The 18,859-nt window shown below is 72.9% G+C and carries 19 protein-coding genes; 10 read left to right on the top strand and 9 right to left on the bottom strand.

Annotated features, from left to right (window positions below):
- Window positions 1–32: 32 nt before the first annotated feature.
- The gene (locus C2865_RS24580) at window positions 33–1,202 is read right to left on the bottom strand and encodes an acyl-CoA dehydrogenase family protein (RefSeq protein ID WP_106400920.1); all 1,170 of its coding nucleotides are present in this window, start codon (window positions 1,200–1,202) and stop codon (window positions 33–35) included.
- A gap of 45 nt (window positions 1,203–1,247) precedes the next feature.
- Window positions 1,248–2,450: a CaiB/BaiF CoA transferase family protein gene (locus C2865_RS24575; RefSeq protein WP_106400919.1), complete on the bottom strand. Its 1,203-nt coding sequence runs from the start codon at window positions 2,448–2,450 to the stop codon at window positions 1,248–1,250.
- Window positions 2,451–2,529: 79 nt separating this feature from the next.
- Between C2865_RS24575 and C2865_RS24570 the strand changes: the two genes are divergently transcribed.
- Window positions 2,530–4,071, top strand: coding sequence for a class I adenylate-forming enzyme family protein (locus tag C2865_RS24570; RefSeq protein ID WP_106400918.1), 1,542 nt, complete (start codon window positions 2,530–2,532; stop codon window positions 4,069–4,071).
- Window positions 4,072–4,118: 47 nt separating this feature from the next.
- On the opposite strand, the gene C2865_RS24565 is transcribed toward C2865_RS24570, so the two are convergent.
- Entirely contained in the window at window positions 4,119–5,387 is a 1,269-nt protein-coding gene (locus C2865_RS24565; RefSeq protein WP_106400917.1) for an MFS transporter, read from the bottom strand.
- Window positions 5,388–5,449: 62 nt separating this feature from the next.
- Here C2865_RS24565 and C2865_RS24560 point away from each other — a divergent pair, with 62 nt between their 5' ends.
- The 3 genes from C2865_RS24560 to C2865_RS24550 all read left to right on the top strand — a co-directional run bounded on the left by C2865_RS24560 (window position 5,450) and on the right by C2865_RS24550 (window position 8,504).
- Window positions 5,450–6,388 carry a LysR family transcriptional regulator gene (locus C2865_RS24560; protein ID WP_198653567.1) on the top strand — a complete coding sequence of 313 codons (939 nt, stop codon included), beginning with the start codon at window positions 5,450–5,452 and terminating at the stop codon, window positions 6,386–6,388.
- Between the two features lie 80 nt (window positions 6,389–6,468).
- Window positions 6,469–7,020 (top strand): TetR/AcrR family transcriptional regulator, encoded by a 552-nt coding sequence (locus C2865_RS24555; RefSeq protein ID WP_106400915.1) that lies wholly within the window; start codon window positions 6,469–6,471, stop codon window positions 7,018–7,020.
- Window positions 7,017–8,504 (top strand): MFS transporter, encoded by a 1,488-nt coding sequence (locus C2865_RS24550; protein WP_106400914.1) that lies wholly within the window; start codon window positions 7,017–7,019, stop codon window positions 8,502–8,504. Before C2865_RS24555 ends, C2865_RS24550 begins: the two co-directional genes overlap by 4 nt.
- 65 nt (window positions 8,505–8,569) lie before the next feature.
- Here C2865_RS24550 and C2865_RS24545 read toward each other — a convergent pair whose 3' ends face one another.
- From C2865_RS24545 to C2865_RS24520, 6 genes are all read right to left on the bottom strand, one after another.
- Complete coding sequence (locus C2865_RS24545; protein ID WP_106400913.1) at window positions 8,570–9,748, bottom strand: ABC transporter substrate-binding protein; 1,179 nt, start codon at window positions 9,746–9,748, stop codon at window positions 8,570–8,572.
- The gene (locus C2865_RS24540; protein ID WP_106400912.1) at window positions 9,732–10,511 is read right to left on the bottom strand and encodes an ABC transporter ATP-binding protein; all 780 of its coding nucleotides are present in this window, start codon (window positions 10,509–10,511) and stop codon (window positions 9,732–9,734) included. The genes C2865_RS24545 and C2865_RS24540 overlap by 17 nt, the downstream gene beginning before the upstream one ends.
- Before the next feature lies 1 nt (window position 10,512).
- Entirely contained in the window at window positions 10,513–11,232 is a 720-nt protein-coding gene (locus C2865_RS24535; RefSeq protein WP_106400911.1) for an ABC transporter ATP-binding protein, read from the bottom strand.
- A complete protein-coding gene (locus C2865_RS24530; RefSeq protein ID WP_106400910.1) occupies window positions 11,229–12,314 on the bottom strand; it encodes a branched-chain amino acid ABC transporter permease in 1,086 nt (361 codons plus the stop codon). Before C2865_RS24530 ends, C2865_RS24535 begins: the two co-directional genes overlap by 4 nt.
- The gene (locus C2865_RS24525; protein ID WP_106400909.1) at window positions 12,311–13,189 is read right to left on the bottom strand and encodes a branched-chain amino acid ABC transporter permease; all 879 of its coding nucleotides are present in this window, start codon (window positions 13,187–13,189) and stop codon (window positions 12,311–12,313) included. Before C2865_RS24525 ends, C2865_RS24530 begins: the two co-directional genes overlap by 4 nt.
- Before the next feature lie 561 nt (window positions 13,190–13,750).
- Complete coding sequence (locus tag C2865_RS24520; protein ID WP_106400908.1) at window positions 13,751–14,356, bottom strand: DUF1707 SHOCT-like domain-containing protein; 606 nt, start codon at window positions 14,354–14,356, stop codon at window positions 13,751–13,753.
- A 353-nt stretch (window positions 14,357–14,709) separates the two neighbouring features.
- On the opposite strand from C2865_RS24520, the gene C2865_RS24515 reads away from it, so the two are divergent.
- The 6 genes from C2865_RS24515 to C2865_RS24495 all read left to right on the top strand — a co-directional run bounded on the left by C2865_RS24515 (window position 14,710) and on the right by C2865_RS24495 (window position 18,857).
- Entirely contained in the window at window positions 14,710–15,006 is a 297-nt protein-coding gene (locus C2865_RS24515) for an SAV_915 family protein (protein ID WP_106400907.1), read from the top strand.
- Window positions 15,007–15,079: 73 nt separating this feature from the next.
- On the top strand, window positions 15,080–15,415 hold the full coding sequence (locus C2865_RS24510; protein ID WP_157963903.1) for a hypothetical protein: 336 nt from the start codon (window positions 15,080–15,082) through the stop codon (window positions 15,413–15,415).
- A complete protein-coding gene (locus C2865_RS40950; RefSeq protein ID WP_232835799.1) occupies window positions 15,351–16,034 on the top strand; it encodes a diaminopimelate decarboxylase family protein in 684 nt (227 codons plus the stop codon). The genes C2865_RS24510 and C2865_RS40950 overlap by 65 nt, the downstream gene beginning before the upstream one ends.
- A complete protein-coding gene (locus C2865_RS40945; protein ID WP_332873390.1) occupies window positions 15,980–16,474 on the top strand; it encodes a diaminopimelate decarboxylase family protein in 495 nt (164 codons plus the stop codon). The genes C2865_RS40950 and C2865_RS40945 overlap by 55 nt, the downstream gene beginning before the upstream one ends.
- A gap of 197 nt (window positions 16,475–16,671) precedes the next feature.
- Complete coding sequence (locus tag C2865_RS24500) at window positions 16,672–17,661, top strand: alpha/beta hydrolase (protein WP_106400905.1); 990 nt, start codon at window positions 16,672–16,674, stop codon at window positions 17,659–17,661.
- Window positions 17,658–18,857 (top strand): acyltransferase family protein, encoded by a 1,200-nt coding sequence (locus C2865_RS24495; protein WP_106400904.1) that lies wholly within the window; start codon window positions 17,658–17,660, stop codon window positions 18,855–18,857. Before C2865_RS24500 ends, C2865_RS24495 begins: the two co-directional genes overlap by 4 nt.
- Window positions 18,858–18,859 lie beyond the last annotated feature (2 nt).

The raw sequence follows: 18,859 nt of genomic DNA, 5'->3' as shown, positions 1-18,859 counted from the left end.
CCCTGCCTCCTCTGCTCGGTGTCCTGCGGGCCTCAGTAGGACTTGGGAAGGCCGAACACCTTCTCCGCCAGGAAGTTCAGGATCATGTGGGAGCTCACGGGGGCGGTGCGCGGAATGAGGATCTCGCGCAGGTAGCGCTCGACGTGGTACTCCTGCGCGTAGCCCATGCCGCCCAGGGTCAGCATCGCGGTGTGGCACGCCTCGAATCCGGCCTCGGCCGCCAGGTACTTGCCCGCGTTCGCCTCGACGCCGCACTCCAGGCCGTCGTCGAACATCGTCGCCGCCTTCATGACCATCAGGTTCGCGGCCTCCAGCTGGGCCCAGCACTTGGCCAGCGGATGCTGGATGCCCTGGTTCTGGCCGATGGGGCGGCCGAAGACGACACGTTCCCTGGCGTAGCGGGCGGCGTGCCTGAGCGCCGCGCGGCCCAGCCCGATCGCCTCGGCCGCGAGCAGGACGCGCTCGGGGTTGAGGCCGTGCAGGATCATCCGGAAGCCCTCCCCCTCGGTCCCGATGCGGTCCTCCTCGGGGATCCACAGGTCGGAGAAGAACAGCAGGTTCGAGTCGACGGCGTGCCGGCCCATCTTCGGGATCCGGCGGACCTCGACCCTGGCGCGGTCGAGGTCGGTGAAGAACAGCGACAGCCCCTCGGTCCTGCGCTCCACCTCCTCCAGGGGCGTGGTGCGGGCGAGCAGCATCATCTTGCGCGCCTCCTGGGCGACGGAGATCCAGATCTTCTCCCCGTTGACCAGGTAGCCGCCGTCGCGCCGCTCCGCGCGGGTCCTGAGCTTCGTGGTGTCCAGGCCCGCGTCGGGCTCGGTCACCGCGAAGCACAGGAGGTCGTCGCCGCTGAGCACGGGTGGGATCATGCGCTGCTGCTGCTCCTCGGTGCCGAAGAGGGCGACCGGCTGCATGCTGAACACCGGCCCGTGGATGCTGGAGGCCGCCGCCATCCCGCCGCCCGACTCGGCCACGGCCTGCATCATGATCGCCGCTTCGGTGATGCCGAGGCCCGAGCCGCCGACCTCCTCGGGCATCGCGATGCCGAGCCAGCCGGCCTCGGCCATCGACTTGTGGAAGTCGTGCGGGAAGACGCCTTCGCGGTCGCGTTCGAGCCAGTACTGATCGGGGAACCGGGAGGTGCAGTAGTCGAGAACCGCGTCGCGGACGCTCTGCTGGTCCTCCGTGAAGGAGAAGTCCATGTGTCTGATCCCTTTCACATGAAGCGACAGGAGGTATCCGAGACGTCAGGTCATGCCGAGTTCGTCCAGGACGTTCTGGGTGTCGGCGCCGAGCCGGGGGGCGGGACCCGCCACCCGTCCCGGAGTCCGCGAGAACCAGGCGGGCATGCCGGGGAAGCGCACCGGGCCGTTCGGGGTGTCCACCGTCTCGAAGAACCCCACCTCGTTCAGATGCGGGTTGTCGAAGAGCTCGTCGAGGGTGCGGACCGGCGCCGCGGGGATGTCGAGGGACCGGAGCAGGCCCAGCCAGTCCCGTGTCGTGCGTTCCAGGAAGGTCTCCCCCAGCAGGGCGTAGACCTCGTCGATCCGGCGCGCCCGCTGCTCCAGGGTGGCGAAGTGCTCGCCCGCCCAGGCCGGCTTCACCGCGTCGACGAACGCCGACCACTGCTTGTCGTTGTACACCAGCACGGACAGGTGGCCGTCCTTGGTGCGGTAGGGCCTCCGGTCGGGCGTCACGGCGCGCGGGTACACCGCGGGGCCCAGCGGCGGGCTGAACATCGCGCCGTTGGCGTGCTCGACCAGCATGAACGAGGCCATGGTCTCGAACATGGCGACCTCGACCTCCTGGCCCTCCCCGGTCCGCTCGCGGTGGAACAGTGCCAGCAGGGTCGCGTAGAGGGCGGTCATCCCGGCCACCTTGTCCGCCATGATGGTGCCGACGTAGCCGACCTCGCCGGTCAGCCGCTCCTGCGCGAACGGCAGCCCGCACTCGGCCTGGATGGTGTCGTCGTAGGCGGTGAGGTCCGCCTCCGGGCCGCGGCGCCCGTAGCCGTAGCAGTTGGTGTAGACGATCGAAGGGTTGACGGCGGCGACCTCCGCGTAGCCGAACCCGAGCCCGGCGATCGCCTTCGCGCGCATCGAGTGGATGAACACGTCGCTGCGCCCGATCAGCTCCCGCAGGACGTCCTTGCCGCCGTCCGAGCGCAGGTCCAGCACCACGCTGCGTTTGCCGCGGTTCACGTTGACGAAGACGCCTCCCATCCCGGGCTCCGGGCCGACCGAGACGTAGCGCGTGTTGTCGCCCGCCGGGGACTCGACCTTGATCACGTCCGCCCCCATGTCGGCCATGATCTGCGTGCTGTAGGGGCCCATGACCATCGTCGTCAGGTCGAGGACGCGCACGCCGGACATGGGGCCCGCGTGCCCCGCCGCCCGCCGCCCGGCCGCGGACGCGTCCCGGGGGGTGTGGTGTGCGTGTCCGCCTGACATGACCGCCTCCTGCCGGGATGCTCCATCGCCATACATTGAATACTTATAAGGATGGTGATAGCAAGACGGCATGAGCGAAATGGAGAATGAGGTTTCCGCTCGAGGGCCGGGCCCGCGCGCGCCCCTCCCCCGCACCGTCGCCCGGGTGCTGGACGCCGCGCTCGCGTCGCGGCCGCACGCCGCGGCGGTCGAGGCGGCCTCGGGGACGTGGTCGTACGCCGAACTGGACGACCGGGCACGTCGGGCGGCCGGCGCGCTGTGGTCGCTCGGCGTCCGGCCCGGCGACCGTGTCGCGGCCTGCCTGCCCAACGACCTGGACATCGTCGCGGCCTTCCACGGGGCGCAGCGGATCGGCGCGGTCTGGGCGGGGGTCGGCGAGGCGCTCTCCGCGGGCGAGCAGCAGGGGCTGCACGACCTCTGCGAACCGGCCGTCGTCCTGGCCGGACCGCGCTGCCTGCTCGACGTGCCGGGCCGCGTCGACACCGGCCGCTGGACGGAGCTCGTGTCCCGCGACGAGACGGCGCCCCGGATCGACACGGACCCCGACGCTCCGGCCGGGATCGCGTTCACCAGCGGCACGTCGGGGCGCCCGAAGGCCGTCGTGCACAGCCAGCGCAACCTGCTCCTGCCGGGCGCGGCCCTCGTCGCCGACCGGGGCTGGGGGCCGGAGCTGCGCAAGGGCGACAGCTTCCCCCTGACGATCCTCAACCTCATGGTCCTGTCCACGCTGCTCACCGCCCAGGCCGGCGGGTGCTCCGTCGTGATGGACCGGCGCGACGCCGGCGGCGTCGCCGACTGGATCTCCGCACGGCGCGTCACCGTGTGGAACGGCGCCCCCGCCCAGCTCTACGACCTCGCCAGGCGTCCGGGCCTCGACCTCGGCCCGCTCCGGGAGGTGTGGAGCGGCGGCGGCGACACCCCGGACGCGCTGCGCCGGGAGTTCGCCGAGGCGCACGGCCTGGTCCCCCGGACCACCTACGGGCTGACCGAGGCGCCGACCGTCGTGTCGATCGACCCTCCGGGGGACGCCTGGCTCCCGGGTGCCAGCGGAAGGGTGCTGCCGCACTACGACGTGGCGGCGTACGACGACGAGGACCGCCGCCTCCCCGCCGGTGAGCTCGGCGAACTGCGGCTGGCGGGAGCCTCCAGGGGCCCGTGGGCGGGCACGTGGAGGCCGATGCTCGGGTTCTGGGAGCGGGGCCGCGTCCGGCCGCCGGAGCCCGGCCCCGTCCCCACCGGCGATGTCGGCACCGTCGACGGCGACGGGTGGCTGACGGTGCTGGACCGCAAGAAGCTGGTCATCGTCCGCGGCGGCGCGAACGTCTACCCGCTCGAGGTCGAACGGGTACTCGCGGCGCACCCGGACGTCGCCGCGGCCGCCGTGTGCGGCGTGCCCGACGAGCGCCTCGGGCAGCGGGTGGCGGCCCTGGTCCAGAGCACCGGCGCTCCGCTCGACGCCGGAACGCTCGCCGAGCACTGCCGCCGCGAGCTCTCGCCGTACAAGGTCCCGGAGATCTGGTCGCAGGTCGACGCCCTGCCGGTGAACGCGATGGGCAAGGTGCAGCGCACCCTGCTGCCCGGCCTCGTCGCCTCGCCGCCCGCCGCCAGGGGACGGGCATGACAGAGACGTGGCCGTCGGCGGGGATGCCGGACCAGAGTCCGGAACCGTCACCTTCCGTTGGGGCCCGCTCCGTGACGTGCCCGGGCGAAGTGGGCCGCGATCGCGGCCGCCAGGGCGAGGAGCGCCGTGCCGAAACCGAGCAGGGCGGTCTCGGCGGTGACGAACCGGGTGGCCGCGCCGATCCCGAGGATCGGGAGGGCCAGACCGGCGTAGGCCGCCAGGAACAGGCCCGCGAGGGCCTCACCGCGGGCTCGTGCGGGGGCGAGGGCGGCGACCGTGGTGACCGCGCCCTGGAACAGGGTCCCCGCTCCCGCCCCCGCGGCGACGCCGGAGGCCAGGAAGAGGGGGAAGTGCGCCGACCGGACTCCGGCGATGACGCCGCCGACGCCCAGCGTCATCAGCAGCAGGCCGGCTGCCAGGCGGCGACCCGCCGTGACGCGGGCCAGCGCGGGTTGGGCGGCGGCCGCGGCGCCGAAGACGAGGAAGGCCACCAGTCCGGCCAGGGCCCGCGAGGGGTGGTGCAGGGCGTCGGAGACGAAGCCCGGCGCCACTGAGGTGAACAGGCCCAGCACGGAGAAGGCGGCGAAAGCGGCGGCGGAGGCGGCGAAGTAGGTGCCGCGCGAGGCGCCCGGCACCGAGATCCGCTGCGGACGGTAGGGCGTCCGCTCCCCGGCGGCCTCCACCGTCTCCGGGACGAACGCCAGGCCGGCCGCGCTGAGCAGCAGCAGTCCCAGGAAGACGAGGTAGGGGGTGTGCAGCGGCCGGGAGGCGTACTGGGCGAGCAGGCCCGACACGAGCGGTCCCACGGCCAGCCCGCCCAGGTTGGCCGCGGTGGCGGCCAGATCGGCGCGGGCGCGCGAGGCGCCCGGGCGGGCGGCCAGGTGCAGTTCCGCCAGGTACGCGGTGGCCGTCGCCGTGATCATCCCGACACCCAGCCCGGAGACGAGCCGGGCTGCGATCACCGCGGGCAGCGAGGCGGAGGACAGGAAGACCGCGGCCGAGACGGCCTCGAGCAGCACGGCCGGGAGCAGGATCCGCCTGCGCCCCAGCCGGTCGGAGAGGTGGCCCGCGAGGAAGAGGCTGACGACCACTCCCAGCGCGTAGACGGCGAACGCCACGGTGACGGTGAAAGTGGAGAAGTGCTCGTACCGCTGGTACACCCCCCACAGCGGGGTCGGTGCGGCGGAGAAGGCCATGGACACCAGGAAGGCGGCCGCGACCACCGGGAATCCGGTCCGGTGTCCCAGCGTCGTGGGACGGGGCCGGGCGGGCCCGCGGCGGATCTCCGCGGGGCGGCCAGGCGAGAGGACGGACATGAGCTGCTCCGATCTGTGAGGTGAATCCAGCATCGGCTCCGCACATCGATCACGTCCAACACATGTTCTTGCTCGGGTCGATCGGGATCAGTGATAGTTGTGATCCCATGGAGCTGCGCCACCTCGAGTACTTCGCCGCCGTGGCCGAGGAGTTGAACTTCACCCGGGCCGCCCGCCGCCTGCACATCGCCCAGTCCGGGCTCTCCGCCGCCATCCGGAGCCTGGAGCGCGAGCTCGGCCTCCCGCTGTTCGAGCGCACGTCCAAGCGCGTCGCCCTCACCGACGCCGGGATCGCCCTGCTCCCCGAGGCCCGCACCACGCTCGCCGCGGCGCGCGCGGCCCGCGACGCCGTCGACGAGGTGCGCGGCGGGCTGCGGGGCTCCCTGACCATCGGCACCCTGGCCTCGCTCGGCATCCTCGACCTGCCCGCGCTCGTCGGGCGGTTCCACGCCGACCACCCCGGGGTCGCCATCAGCCTCCAGGTGGCGGCCCGGGGGTCGGCCGACCTGGCCCGCTCACTCCTGGAGGGGGCCCTCGACGCCGCCTTCCTGTCCCTGCCCGGCGCCCCGCCGCCGGGACTCGACCGCAGGCTCCTGGCCTCGCTCCCCCTGCTGGCCGTGCTGCCCGCCGGCCATCCCCTCGCCGGGCGTGACGGCGTCGCCCCCGCCGACCTCGCGGACGAGTCCTTCATCGACTCGCCCGTCGGCTACGGCAACCGCACCCTCGTCGACCGGTACATGGCGGCCTCGAACGTGCACCGCACCGTCCGCATCGAGGTCCACGACGTGAGCGCCGCGGCCGACTTCGTCCGCCACGGCCTCGGCGTCACCATCGTGCCGTCCTACGCCGCCCCGCATGGCGACCCCCGGCTGGCGGTGCTGCCCCTGGCCGATCCCGCCCCGCGGTGGGAACTGTTCATCGCCACCCCCTCGCACCACCGGCCCAGCACCGCGCTCCGTGCACTGCTGCGCCTGGTCGACGCCCATGTGCACGTCCCGTGAGACCGGCGGACCCCGCCGGAGCGCTACTGTCATGTAGCGAATAAGGCAATCGAGTCTCATTTCAGACAGGGAAGTCCGACATGGCGGTGAGCCGCGAACAGATCGTCACCCGGGCGATCGAGCATCTGAACCGGGCGCCGACCGCCTCCATGGGCGAGATCGCCCAGGCGGCCGGGGTCAGCCGGGCGACGCTGCACCGGCACTTCGCCACGCGCGAGGAACTGATCCTCGCGCTGGGGCGGCGGGCGCACGAGGCGTGGCGGCAGGTCCACGAGGAGGTCGGGCTCCAGGAGGCCCTGCGGACGGGGCAACGGCTGGAGGAGACCCTCCGGGCGATGGTCCTCTCCTTCGTCGGGATCGCCGAGGAGCACGGATTCTCGCTCACCGAGCACCTCATGGAGAGCGACGCGGAGCTGGTGCGGAGCGCCGAGGAGCTGGAGGCGAGGGAGGTCGAGCTGTTCGCGGCCTGCCAGAAGGCCGGGATCCTCCGAACGGACCTTCCCGCCCGATGGGTGAGCAACACCTTGTACGGGCTGCTCATAGCCGTCCGCGAGAGCCTGCGGCGCGGCGACGTCGCCCGGCGCGACGCGCCCCGCCTCCTTCTCGACGCCTTCCTCCGGGGGACCTCATGACGCACCATCCGACCGATCCGCATCCCCGGCGCTGGGCGGCGCTGGCGGTCCTGTCCGCCAGCCTGCTGCTCGTCGTCATGGACATGACCATCCTCAACGTGGCGCTGCCGGAGCTCTCGGCGGACCTGAGGCCGGACGCGGTGCAGCTGCTGTGGATCGTCGACGTCTACTCCCTGGTCGTCGCGGGCCTGCTGGTGACCGCGGGCGCGCTGGGCGACCGCTGGGGGCGCAAGCGCATGCTCCTCTCCGGCTTCGCCGTCTTCGGGCTCGCCTCGGTGGCGGTGTTGTGGGCCGACGGCTCGGCCGAGGTCATCGCGGTGCGGGCGCTGCTCGGCGTCGGCGGCGCGATGATCATGCCCTCGACGCTGTCGATGATCCGCAGCATGTTCACCGACCCCGGCGAACGCGCCACGGCGCTGGGGATCTGGGCGACCATGGCGTCGGCGGGCGCCGCGCTCGGCCCGATCGCGGGCGGGCTGCTGCTGGAGCACTTCAGCTGGCAGGCGGCCTTCCTGGTCAACGTGCCCGTGATGGCCGCCGCCATCGCCGCCGGGCTGGTCCTGCTGCCCGAGTCGCGCAGCGCGGACCCCGGCCGGTGGGACGCCTGGGGCACGGTACTGTCGATCGCCGGCATGGTCGCCCTCGTCTACGCCATCAAGCACCTGGCCTCGGACGGCTGGACCGCCGGGACCGCCGCGGCGGCGCTGCTGGCCGTCGTGGCCCTGGCATGGTTCGTCCGGCGGTGCCTGTCCCGTCCCGACCCGCTGCTGGAGATCCGGCTCTTTCGCAACGGCGCCTTCACGTCCGGCACCCTGACCGCGCTCACCAGCTCGATCGGGCTGGCGGGCATGATGCTGATCCTCGTGCAGTGGATGCAGCTGGTCCGCGACTACTCCCCCCTGCAGACGGGCCTGGCGCTGCTCCCGATGGCGCTCGGCGCCGGGGTGCTCTCCCCGCTGGCGCCCGCCATCGCGGCGCGGATCGGCACGCGCACGGTCCTGGCGGGCGGGATGGCGGTCAGCGGGCTCGGCTTCCTGGCGCTGTGGACCGTTCCGCTGACCTACCCGTGGGTGGCCTTCTCCCTCCTGCTGATCGGCGCGGGCCTGGGCTCGCTCGCCGTCGCCTCCGCCGTCATCATGTCCGGCACCCCGGTGGAGAAGGCGGGCAGCGCCGCCGCGATCGAGGAGACCTCCTACGAGCTCGGCGCCACCCTCGGCGTCGCGGTCCTGGGCAGCCTGGCAGCCGCCTTCTACCGCGGCGGCCTCCCGGAGAACGCCACCGCCCAGGTCCGCGAGTCGCTGGGCGGCGCGCTGGTGGTCGCCCAGGAGACCGGCTCCCCCGGCCTGGCGGACCAGGCCGAGCTCGCCTTCACCGATTCCCTGCAGTTGACGAGCCTTTACGGCGGGATCCTCATCCTGGTGGCGGCCGCCGTCATCTGGCGTCTGACCCCCGCCCGGCTCGACCTCGCCTCGGTCCAGCACTGAACCCGGCGCCCGCGGCCGGCCCCGCATCCCGCGGGGCCGGCCGTCAGCGTTTCAGCGGGCCGCCGTCAGGAGCCCGAGGCGGGCAGCGTCTCCAGGAGCGAGGTCGAGGTGCCCTTCACGTCGTAGAGGTACCAGTTCTCGTACGGGTAGTGGTCGTCGGCGGTGTAGGAGAAGCTCGACACCAGGCCGGGCAGCGACAGCCTGGTCTTCTCCAGTTCGGTCTTGAGCTTCGCGCCGGAGCACGGGTGGCCGCAGGTCTTCATCGCCTCGCCGAAGGCGCGCGCCGTGACGTAGCCGCCGACGAACTGCCCGTCGTTCAGCGCCGTCGCCGACATCCCCTTCTTCAGCTTCGGGGTGATCGCGGAGATGAACTCCTTGGCGTCGGCCTGGGTGGACGCGGGGTCGACCAGCTGCCAGACGCTCAGGGCGTGGAGGTCGTTGTCGGTCGTCTGCGCCAGCGCGCCGATCTGCCCGGTGCCGTCCAGCCAGATCACGGGTGCCTTCAGGCCCGCCGCCCGGACGCCCTTCAGGATGTTGAGCAGGCCGGTGCTGGTGTTGCTGAGCAGGACCGCGTCCGGCTGCGAGGCGACGATCCGGGCGACCGGCCCGGACACGTCGGTCGACTTCAGGTCGATCTGCTGGGACGTCGCGACGGTGACGCCGGCGGCTCCGGCCTTCTCCTTGACGGACTTCGCCAGCGCGATGCCGGTCAGCGTGTTGAGGTGCGCGAACGCCACCTTCGGGTCCGCCTTGCCGGCGAGCTTCCTGGCGGAGGCGAACAGCGGGTCGGCGCCCTGCGCCAGGTCCGGGCCCAGGTTGAACGCGTACGGGCCGGGCTCGGCCACCGACAGGCAGGCCTGCGGGATCTCGTACCGCTCGACGACGGGCTGCGCGGCCGAGCAGTTCGCGCTCAGGGCGTTGCCGAAGATCGCGTTGACCTTGTCGACCGTCGCCAGCTGCGTCGCGTTCGCCGCGGCCCGCGACTGGTCGCCGGCGTTGTCGAGCGTCTTCAGCTCGATCTTGTGGCCGTTGATGCCGCCGTTCGCGTTCACCTGGTCGACGTAGGCGGCGACGCCGTCCGCCGCGGTGGCCCCGAAGGGCGACATCACACCGGAGAGTTCCGAGTTGACGCCCCACTTGTAGGCGTCCCCGTCCGGTGCGGGGCCGCCGCAGGCGGTGAGGGCCAGGGCCGTGACCGCCCCGGCCGCCAGCACGCGGAGCGGCGTTCTAGGCATTCCCATCATGGCGCTCTTCCTTCTCCCCGAGATACGACCGCTTGACGGTCTCGTTGTTCATGACCTCGTCGGGTTCGCCGACATGGAGGACCTGGCCGAAGTTCATCGCCATCAGGCGGTCGCAGTTGCCCGTGACGAAACCGGGGTCGTGGTCGATCAGCACGATGGTGCGGCCGAGGCCGCGCAGCCTGTCCAGCGCGTCGGAGACCATCCCTCGCTCCTGCGCGCTGACGCCGGAGGTCGGCTCGTCCAGCAGGAGGAGGTGCGTTCCGGCCACGACGGCCCGTGCGATGTCGACGAGCTTCTGCACCGCGCTGGACAGCTCGCCCAGGGGCCGTTCGGCGTGGTCGGCCAGGCCGAGGAGTTCCAGCGCCTCGGCTGCGGGTTGCGATCCGCCGGTCCGGCGACGGCGGCGGTGGGCGCCGAAGGAGAGGGCTCCCGCGACGGAGTTGGGCAGCCTCCCCAGCGCCACCAGCTGGAGAGCCGTCAGATCCTTGAAGTACTGGGTCGACTGCAGGCTCCGCCCGATCCCGTGGCCGCGCATGCGGTGCGGAGCCGTGCCGAGCAGGTCGGTGTCGCCGTAGCGCAGGGTTCCCGCGGTCGGGCGCACGATCCCGGTGATGACGTTGAGGATGGTGGTCTTCCCCGCGCCGTTCGGGCCGACGATCCCGAAGGACTCCCCCGGCCGCACGTCGAACGTGACGTCCCGCAGGATCTGCACGCCGCCCAGGTGCACGTCGACGCCGTCGCACACGAGTGCTCTGTCGTTCATGTCACCGCCCGTTCCGGCCGAGGTAGGTGTCCAGGACCGCGTCGACGTCCAGGTCGGCCAGCGGACCGCTCGCGACCACCGCCCCGGAGTCCATGACCTGCACGAAGTCGGCGACGCCCAGCATCGCGTGCACGGACTGGTCGGCCGCCAGGATCGCCAGGCCCCGCTCGTCGGCCAGGCGGCGCAGATAACCCACCAGTTCGCCGACCACGCCCGGGGCGAGACCGAGCGACAGCTCGTCGACCAGCAGGGCCTTCGGCCTGCGCAACAGCACCAGGGCCGTGGCCAGCATCTGCCTCTCGCCGCCGCTCAGCAGCCCCGCCCGCACGTCGCGGCGCTCTTCCAGCCGGGGGAAGAACGCGCAGACCTCGTCCAGGTCCGCCTTCCTGTCGGCGACCAGGCGCAGCTGCTCGCCCACGCCCATGTTCGCGAAGACCTTGTCGCGTTCGGAGACCAGGCCGACGCCGAGGCGGGACAGGCGCAGCGGACTCGGCCGCCGGACCACGACGCCCTGCACGGCCACCGTGCCGCTCGATGCACCGGATTCGTGGGAGAGGAAACCGGTGATGCCCCGCAGCGTGCTCGTCTTGCCCGCCCCGTTGCGGCCGAGGACGACGGTGAGCGTGCCCGGCGGGAGGTCGACGTCGTAGCCGGACACCGCGGGCGCTCCGCCGTCGTAGGAGACGGTGAGGCCGCGGACCGAGAGCACCGGCGCCGTCATGACGCGCCCCCGGCCGTCCGGTGCCGGGACCGTGCGCGCACCGCCCGCTCCGCCTTGAGCAGGATCCCTTCGACGCCGTGCGGCTCGAACAGCACCACCAGCAGGAACAGCAGGGAGAACAGGCCCGCGTTCACCTGGCTCTGGTTGGCGGCGTACCAGCCCGCGTCGAGCCCGAGGCCGCCCAGCCAGACGCTGAGGTTGTTCTGCAGGAGGTAGGGCAGCGTCGTGATGACGACGGCGCCGGCGAGCGCGCCGAGCCGCGACCGGATCCCGCCGATGAAGATCATGGTGATCAGCGAGATCGACAGGGCCAGCTCGTAGCTCTGGTAGTCGGCGCGCCCCACCAGGTAGGCGAACAGGCTTCCCGCCATCGCCGTCACCGCGCCGCTGGCCGCGAACGCGTACAGCTTCCACCGCGTGACGTCGACGCCGCTGACGGCCGCGGCGACCTCGCTCTCGCGCAGCGCCCGCCACGCCAGGCCGACGCCGGTCCGCTCCACCGCCCACGCCGCCGCGTAGACGACGGCCAGGACGGCGAGCAGCGTGAAGTACAGCGCCCGGCCGCTCGACAGGTCGAGCGGCCCGAGGCGGAGCGGCGGGACGAGGACGCCCGCCGGGTGGTGGGCGGACTGGTAGGTGTGGGCCAGGGAGAGCACGATGAACTGGAGCGCGAGGCTGGCCAGCAGCAGGTAGAGCCCGCGGAAGCGCAGGCCCGGCAGGCCCGAGACGAGACCGACGGCCCAGCCGATCAGCGCGCCCGCCACCAGCGGGATCGGGAAGGGCTCCAGCGGCGTGCCGGACAGCATGCCGGTCGTGAACGCGCCGATGGCCATGAACGCGCCGCCGCTGAAGGCGACCTGCCCCGCGCTGCCCATCAGGATCGACTGGCCCAGGGCCGCGATGGCGAAGACCGCGCACGACTGCCCGATGAGGTTGATGAAGGGTCCTCCGAAAGCGGCGTACACCGCCCCCGCCAGCAGCGCGCCCCCCAGGAGCGCGCGGGTCGGCCCGCCCGGCCTCGCGAGCGCCCGGACGGCGCCCGCGAGCGGGCCCTCCCCGGCTTTCGGCGTCCGCGCCGTCATAGCCGCACCACCTCGGTCCTGCCGAACAGCCCGGACGGGCGGACCAGGAGGATGGCGAGCATCACCAGGAAGGACACCAGGTCCACCCAGGAACTGCCGAACGCGACCTGGACCGTGTTCTGGACGGCCCCCAGGATGATCCCGCCGAGCAGCGCCCCGCCGACCGAGTCCAGGCCGCCCAGGATGATCGCGGGAAAGGCGAACAACCCGATGTTCGCCACCCCGACGGGGTCGACCGACGAGCGCAGGCTGAAGGCGATGCCCGCCAGTGCCGCCGTGGCGCCCGCCAGCGCCCAGGCGAGCGCCGCCACGCGCGCCGCGCTGATGCCCAGATGCTCGGCGAGCGAGGCGTTGTCGGCCACCGCGTTCATGCGCTGCCCCAGCGGGGTGAACCTGAGCATGACCACCAGCGAGGCCGTGGCTGCCGCGGCCATGCCGACGGCGATGAGGTCGGCGACCGGCACCACCGCGGAGAACACCCGGAACGCCTCGCCCGAGACCACTCCGTCGGGCAGGCTCAACGGCGCGGTGCCGTACCGGACCGCGAACACCGCCTGCAGCACGCCGGCGAGCCCGATCGTCGCCACCGACGTCGCGAACGCCTCCCGCGCGGCGACCCGCGCGAACACCACCAGGTAGACCAGCCCGCTGAAGGCCGCCACCACCACGACGGTGACGAGCACCGACACCGCGAAGGACCCGCCGCCCGGCTCCTGCAGGTCGTAGAAGAGGAACGCCCCCAGCAGCATGAAGCCGCCCTGACAGAAACTGAGCACTTTCGAGGCCCGGAACAGCAGCGCGAATCCCACGCCCAAGAGGCCGTATATCGAGCCGGTGACGATCGAGCCTTCCACCGCTTGGGCGATGACGTTCATCGCACCACTCCCCTCACTCCGGAGGTGAATGAAAACATATTGCGGAACGGCACGATATAGATTTACGGCTCAGAGGTCAATGGCCTTCACCGGTCCCTCACGACCGTCCGGAAGCCGCCGCGACCGCGGCGGACGGGCTGGCGCGACGTCCGCATCGGACCGCTTCGACCAGTGGATACAGCGGTTCGGCGACGCCCGCACCGACCCGCCGGAGAGGCGATCGTGCAGATCCGCACCCACGGGGTTGACGGCCGCGCCCGCTCGTGCGACCATCCCTCTCGTATGGGAGAATTATATTAGCCAGTTTGAGAATTGCCTTACCAGCAAGGCCGGAGACCTGCCGAGCGGATGATTCACCGCTCCTTCTTCTCAATTTCCCGGACAGGATTTCCGGCGAAAAGAGCGCAACCTCCGGACGCCCGGCGCGTTCCCTGCCGATTCCGGTGACGCCCGTATGCGGCGCAGCCGCGGGATTCGCGGCGGAAATCACCCGTTACGTGACCCGCGTGCCGCAGGCCGGTTATCGGGACGGGATTCGCGGTGGTCGATGCGCCTGGGGCGTCACCGGCTCGGCGTCTGCCACCGGGCGCTGAGCCGTCCGTGCCGTATGCGGCCCACCACGCGGACGTGCAGTGTCTCCGGCGTGTCGTCGCCCGTGTCCCTGCTGATCGTCACCTGGCTGTAGCGCACCGACAGCTCGTTGGCGTTCACCACCATGCCCGGCGCGAGGACCAGCTCCACGTCGCCGCCGCTCACCCGCAGCTCGACGACCAGCTCGGGCAGGCCGCGCACCGCGCCGGTCAGGTCCAGCAGCACGTCGGACCACGCGGTGCGCAGCACGAGCCGGCGCGGCAGCGTCCACCGGCCGTCGCGGCGCACCGAGCCGTGCCGCTCCTTGATGGTGAGCAGTTCGGCGACCGGCTCGACCGGCGGTCCGGTGAGCGACGGCGTGAGCGCGCCGACGCCGTACGGTGCCGGGACCAGGTCGGCGATGAGCGGGTTCAGCGCCTCGATGGTGCGGGCGGCCAGCGCCGCGTCCAGCCGCTCCTCGAACTCGGCCAGGTCGAGCCGTCCATCGGCGACGGCGGCGCGCAGCAGCTCGATGACCCGGTCGCGGTCCGCGTCGGACGCGCGCAGCGCGGGCGAGCCGGGCGGATCCGCCTGCATCCGGTCTCCTTCGTGGCGAGGTGGTGGCACCGCGCCACCCGAACCGTCGGCTGCCCGGCCCGAAAGGACGGCCACCCCGAAGATCCCGGGGCGGCTGGCGGCCATGACGAGAATCTACTCGACGATGAGCGGGATGCCGGCGAGCCGTTCTCCGGGGTCGGCGCAGGGCCCGCACGAGCCGCTCAGCCGGACCGCGTTGTGAGCCGGATCGCAGCGGTGTCAGGGCTCCGTCAGAGCCGACCCCCTCAGCGTCATAAAGACGCATAGAAGGTGGGAAACGCCGCATAACGCTGCCTAACGTGATCCCTGCCGGACGCGCCAGTGGGACGCGGACGGCGGAGCGAGGAGACGTCATGGAAGACGACATCGATCAACACGTGCTCTGGGTGCCCGTCCGGGAGATCCCCGGCGGGGCCGTCACCGTCCGCACGGGCCGCTCGCCGGGGGCCGAGCGGGTCGGGATCGGGTTCAGCTCCGAGGCGGGGCTCCGCCTGGCGCTCGGGGCGGGACACGGGTCGGTGCGGCTGGCGGGAGGGGCCCTGCGGGCCCTGCTCCTCCCGCTCGGCGTCACCCGGTTCGAAGTGGATCCGGTCGTCCTCGATCCCGCGCTGCTGCGGCTCGGTGAACGGCTGGTCGGGAGCGCGGCGTGAACGTCCACGAGAAGCCGGCCCGCGGGACGAAGGCGTCCCGCGGGCCTCTCCTCCCGCCCGCGGCGGCCGCGCGATGACCGTCGAGGCCATCGTCCGGGTCGGGCTGGCGCCCGGAACGGCGCCCGCCTCCTTCGAGCGCTGGTCGCGCAGCCGCGCCATGACGCGCGCCGTCTGGGCGCTGGCCGGAGACGACGACTACGAACTGCGGCTCAGCTGCCCGGGGCTGGCGGAACTGTCGGCCGAGCTGACCGCGCTGCGCGGCGCCGGTGGCGCCGCGCGCACCTCCACCTCCCTTCTCCTGCGCGAGGTCATCGCGCGTCCGTCCGTTGAGGAGACCTCCCCCGATGCTGATCCAGAAGACGAGCCCTTCCATCTGGCCCATCACCACACACGTCACGCGCGAGGGTGACCTGGAGATCGGCGGGGTCGCCCTCACCGAGATCGTCCGCAGGTTCGGCACTCCCGTGCAGGTGGTGGACGAGGCCGATGTCAGGGAACGCTGCCGGGCGTTCCGCGACGCCTTCTGGGGCGGCGAGGTCGCCTACGCGGGAAAGGCCTTCCTGTGCCGCGGCATGGCCCGGTGGGTCCTCGAGGAGGGGCTCTCCCTGGACGTCTGCTCGGCGGGCGAGCTCGCGGTCGCGCGCGCCGTCGGGTTCCCCGCCGAACGGATCCTCCTGCACGGCAACGGCAAGACGCCGGAGGACCTGAAGGCCGCGTTCGGCTACGGGGTCGGCCGGATCGTGGTGGACGCCGCCGGAGAGATCTCCCGGCTGGCGGTCATGGCCTCGGGCATACCGGGCCCCCGCCAGGACGTCCTGCTCCGGGTCGTGCCCGGCGTCGACGGCGGCGCCCATCCCGCTCTCACGACCGGGACTGAGGAGCAGCAGTTCGGCTTCTCCCTCGCCTCCGGGGCCGCCGCCGAGGCCGCCCGCCGCGTCCTGGGCCAGCACCGCCTGCGCCTGGCCGGCCTGCACTGCCACCTCGGCTCGCAGATCAGCGACATCACCGCCTGCCGGTCCCGCGCCTGACGGTCGAGCCCGGCCGCGCCATCGTCGCCCGCGCCGGGACCACGGTCTACCGGGTCGTCGGCGTCAAGCGCTCCGCCGCGGGGCGCGTCTTCGTGACGGTCAACGGCGGCATGAGCGACAACCCGCGCCCCGGCCTGTACGGCGCCCGCTACTCGGCCCGCCTCATCGGCCGGGTCCCCTCCGCGGCCGACCGCACGGTGACGGTCGTCGGCAGGCACTGCGAGACCGGCGACGTCCTGGTCCGCGACGCCCGGCTCCCCGCGGACGTCCGGCCCGGCGACCTCGTCGCGGTCTTCTGCACCGGCGCCTACCACCACTCCATGGCCTCCAACTACAACCTCGTCCGCCGCCCGCCGGTCATCGCGGTGGGCCAGGGCGCGGCCCGCGCGCTGATCCGGCGGGAGAGCGAGGAGGACCTGCTCCGCCGCGACGTCGGCTGAGCAGCGCCGGAACGGACCGGTCGCCCCGGAGGGTGGGAGGCCTGCGTTCACTCCCGAGGCCTCTCCCGCGGCCCCCTCCCCCTACCGGAGTACTACTCGCACCTTGGGCGTCCGGCGTGATGCCCCCTTGGGACCCCCGCTCCTACCTTCTTGCTCATCACCGAACCGGCGGTGAGACGAGAGGGAGGACGGCCTCGATGCGCCGCTTCAAGAGGACCCTGACCGCCCTCGTCCTGATGGCCGTCACCGTCGGAAGGGCCGCCGGCTGGTCCCCCGTCTCGGCGCAGACCCCGCTCACCGCCCCGCTCCCGGGCGTTGAAGAATGGCTCGCCGACACCTCCCTGGGACGCCCGCTCCCGGACCCGTCGACCACCGGGCCCGCCGAGATGGCCGCGTTCTTCGACGGGACGACGGCGCGGCAGCGGGTCCGGCTCGCCGAGGAGCACCCCTCCGTGGTCGGCAACCTCGACGGCGCGCCGATCGCACTCCGCTACCGCGCGAACAAGGCGGTCACCGGCCGGGACGGCGTCCTGGCCTACGACCCGCGCGGCCGCGGCCGGATCGCCACCGTCGTCGGAGATCTGACCACCGCCGCCCACGTGTCGATCGTCATCCCCGGTTCGGACATCTCCGCCTCGAGCCGGTTCGGGCGCCTTGAGCGCATGGCCGGTCGTCTCCAGAAGGAGGCGGGCGAGGACACCGCCGTCATCGCGTGGGCCGGCTACACCACCCCCGAGGGGGTGGGCATCGACGCGGCCACCGGCCGTCTCGCCGAGGACGGCGCCGAGCGCCTCACCCGCTTCACCCGGGGGCTGGACGCCGCCGGGATCCCCGACCCCGTCCTGTTCTGCCACAGCTACGGATCCGTCGTCTGCGGGCTGGCCGCCGCCGGCACCGACGCCACCGACATCGTGGTGGCGGGCTCTCCCGGCATGCGCGCCGGCACCGCCGCCGACCTGCGCACCGACGCCACCGTCTGGGCGGCGACGTCCCCCAGGGACTGGATCCGCCGCATCCCCAACGTCGAGTTCCTCGGACTCGGCCACGGTACCGACCCCACCGACCCGGCCTTCGGCGCCCGCACGCTCGACGCGTCCCGGGTCCCCCTGCACAGCGCCTATTTCGACACCGGCACCACGACCTTGGCCGCCTTCGCCGCCATCGCCACCGGAGGAGACCCCCGATGACCGTTCTGTCCAGCACGATCAGGAAGATCGCCGAACGCACCCCCGCCCACCGGGACCGCGCCGTCGACGGCCTGCGCGCCCTCGCCCTGCTCAGCGTCCCCACCGGCCACTGGCTCCTCGGCGGCTTCACCCTCGACTCCGGCGGCGGGCTGCGCAACGCCAGCCCGCTGTCCGCCTTCGGCGGCCTCGCCCCGCTCTCCTGGGTCCTGCAGATGCTGGGCGTCTTCTTCCTGGTCGGCGGGTACGCCTCCGCCCTCTCCTACCGGCGCCACCAGGGACGCCCCGGCGAGTGGATCGCGGGCCGCCTGAGGCGGCTGGGCCGCCCGGTCCTCGGCGTCGCCGCCGTCTGGGCCCCGCTCCTGCTCCTGCTCCACCACGGCTTCGGCGTTGCGGTCACCACCCTGCACACCGCCTCGACGCTGGTGGTCCAGCCCCTGTGGTTCGTCGGCGTCTACGCCGTCATCACCGCGCTGACCCCGTACTGCCTGGCCGCCACCCGCCGCCTCGGCGCGTGGGCCGCCGCCCCGCTGCTCGGCTCGGTCGCCGTGGTCGACTTCCTGCGCTACGGACCGTACGCCGACGCCATGCCCTCGTGGCTGAGCGTGCTGAACCTCCTCCCCGGCTGGATGTTCGCCTACCAGATCGGCACCGGGTGGGCGGAGCAGCGGATCGGCCGCCGCGAGGGCCGGGTGCTGCTGATCGGCGGCGCCGCCCTCTTCGCGGTGCTGATCTTCGCCTTCGCGTACCCGGCGTCGATGGTCGGCGTGCCCGGTGAGGCCAGGACCAACTCGCACCCCCCGTCGCTCCTCGTCCTGGCCCTCGCCGCGGCCCAGTCCGGCGCCGCGATCCTGCTGCGCGACCGTCTCGGCCGCCTGCTGGACCGGCCCGCGCTCTGGGCCCCGGTCGTGATCATCAACCTGTCGGCGATGACGATCCTGTGCTGGCACCAGACCGCGATGCTGGCCGCCGCGATCCCCGCGTCGTTCGCCGCTCCCCTCGCCGGCCTGACCACCGCGCCCGTGACGGCCGGCTGGATCGCGGCCCGGCTGGCCTGGCTGCCGCTCTTCGCGCTGCTGCTGATCGGCATCGCCCGCTTCGCCCGCCGCCTGGAGTCCCCGTGGACCGGCACGGGACCCGCGCGCCGTGCCATGGCGGTCCTGCTCGCCTCGGGCTTCGCGGTCTTCGCCCTGGCCTGACG

Source organism: Actinocorallia populi (genome assembly GCF_002995495.1).
Lineage (GTDB): Bacteria > Actinomycetota > Actinomycetes > Streptosporangiales > Streptosporangiaceae > Actinocorallia > Actinocorallia populi.
The sequence above is the reverse complement of the archived record's forward strand: the minus strand, read 5'-3'. Positions and strand labels throughout refer to the sequence as shown.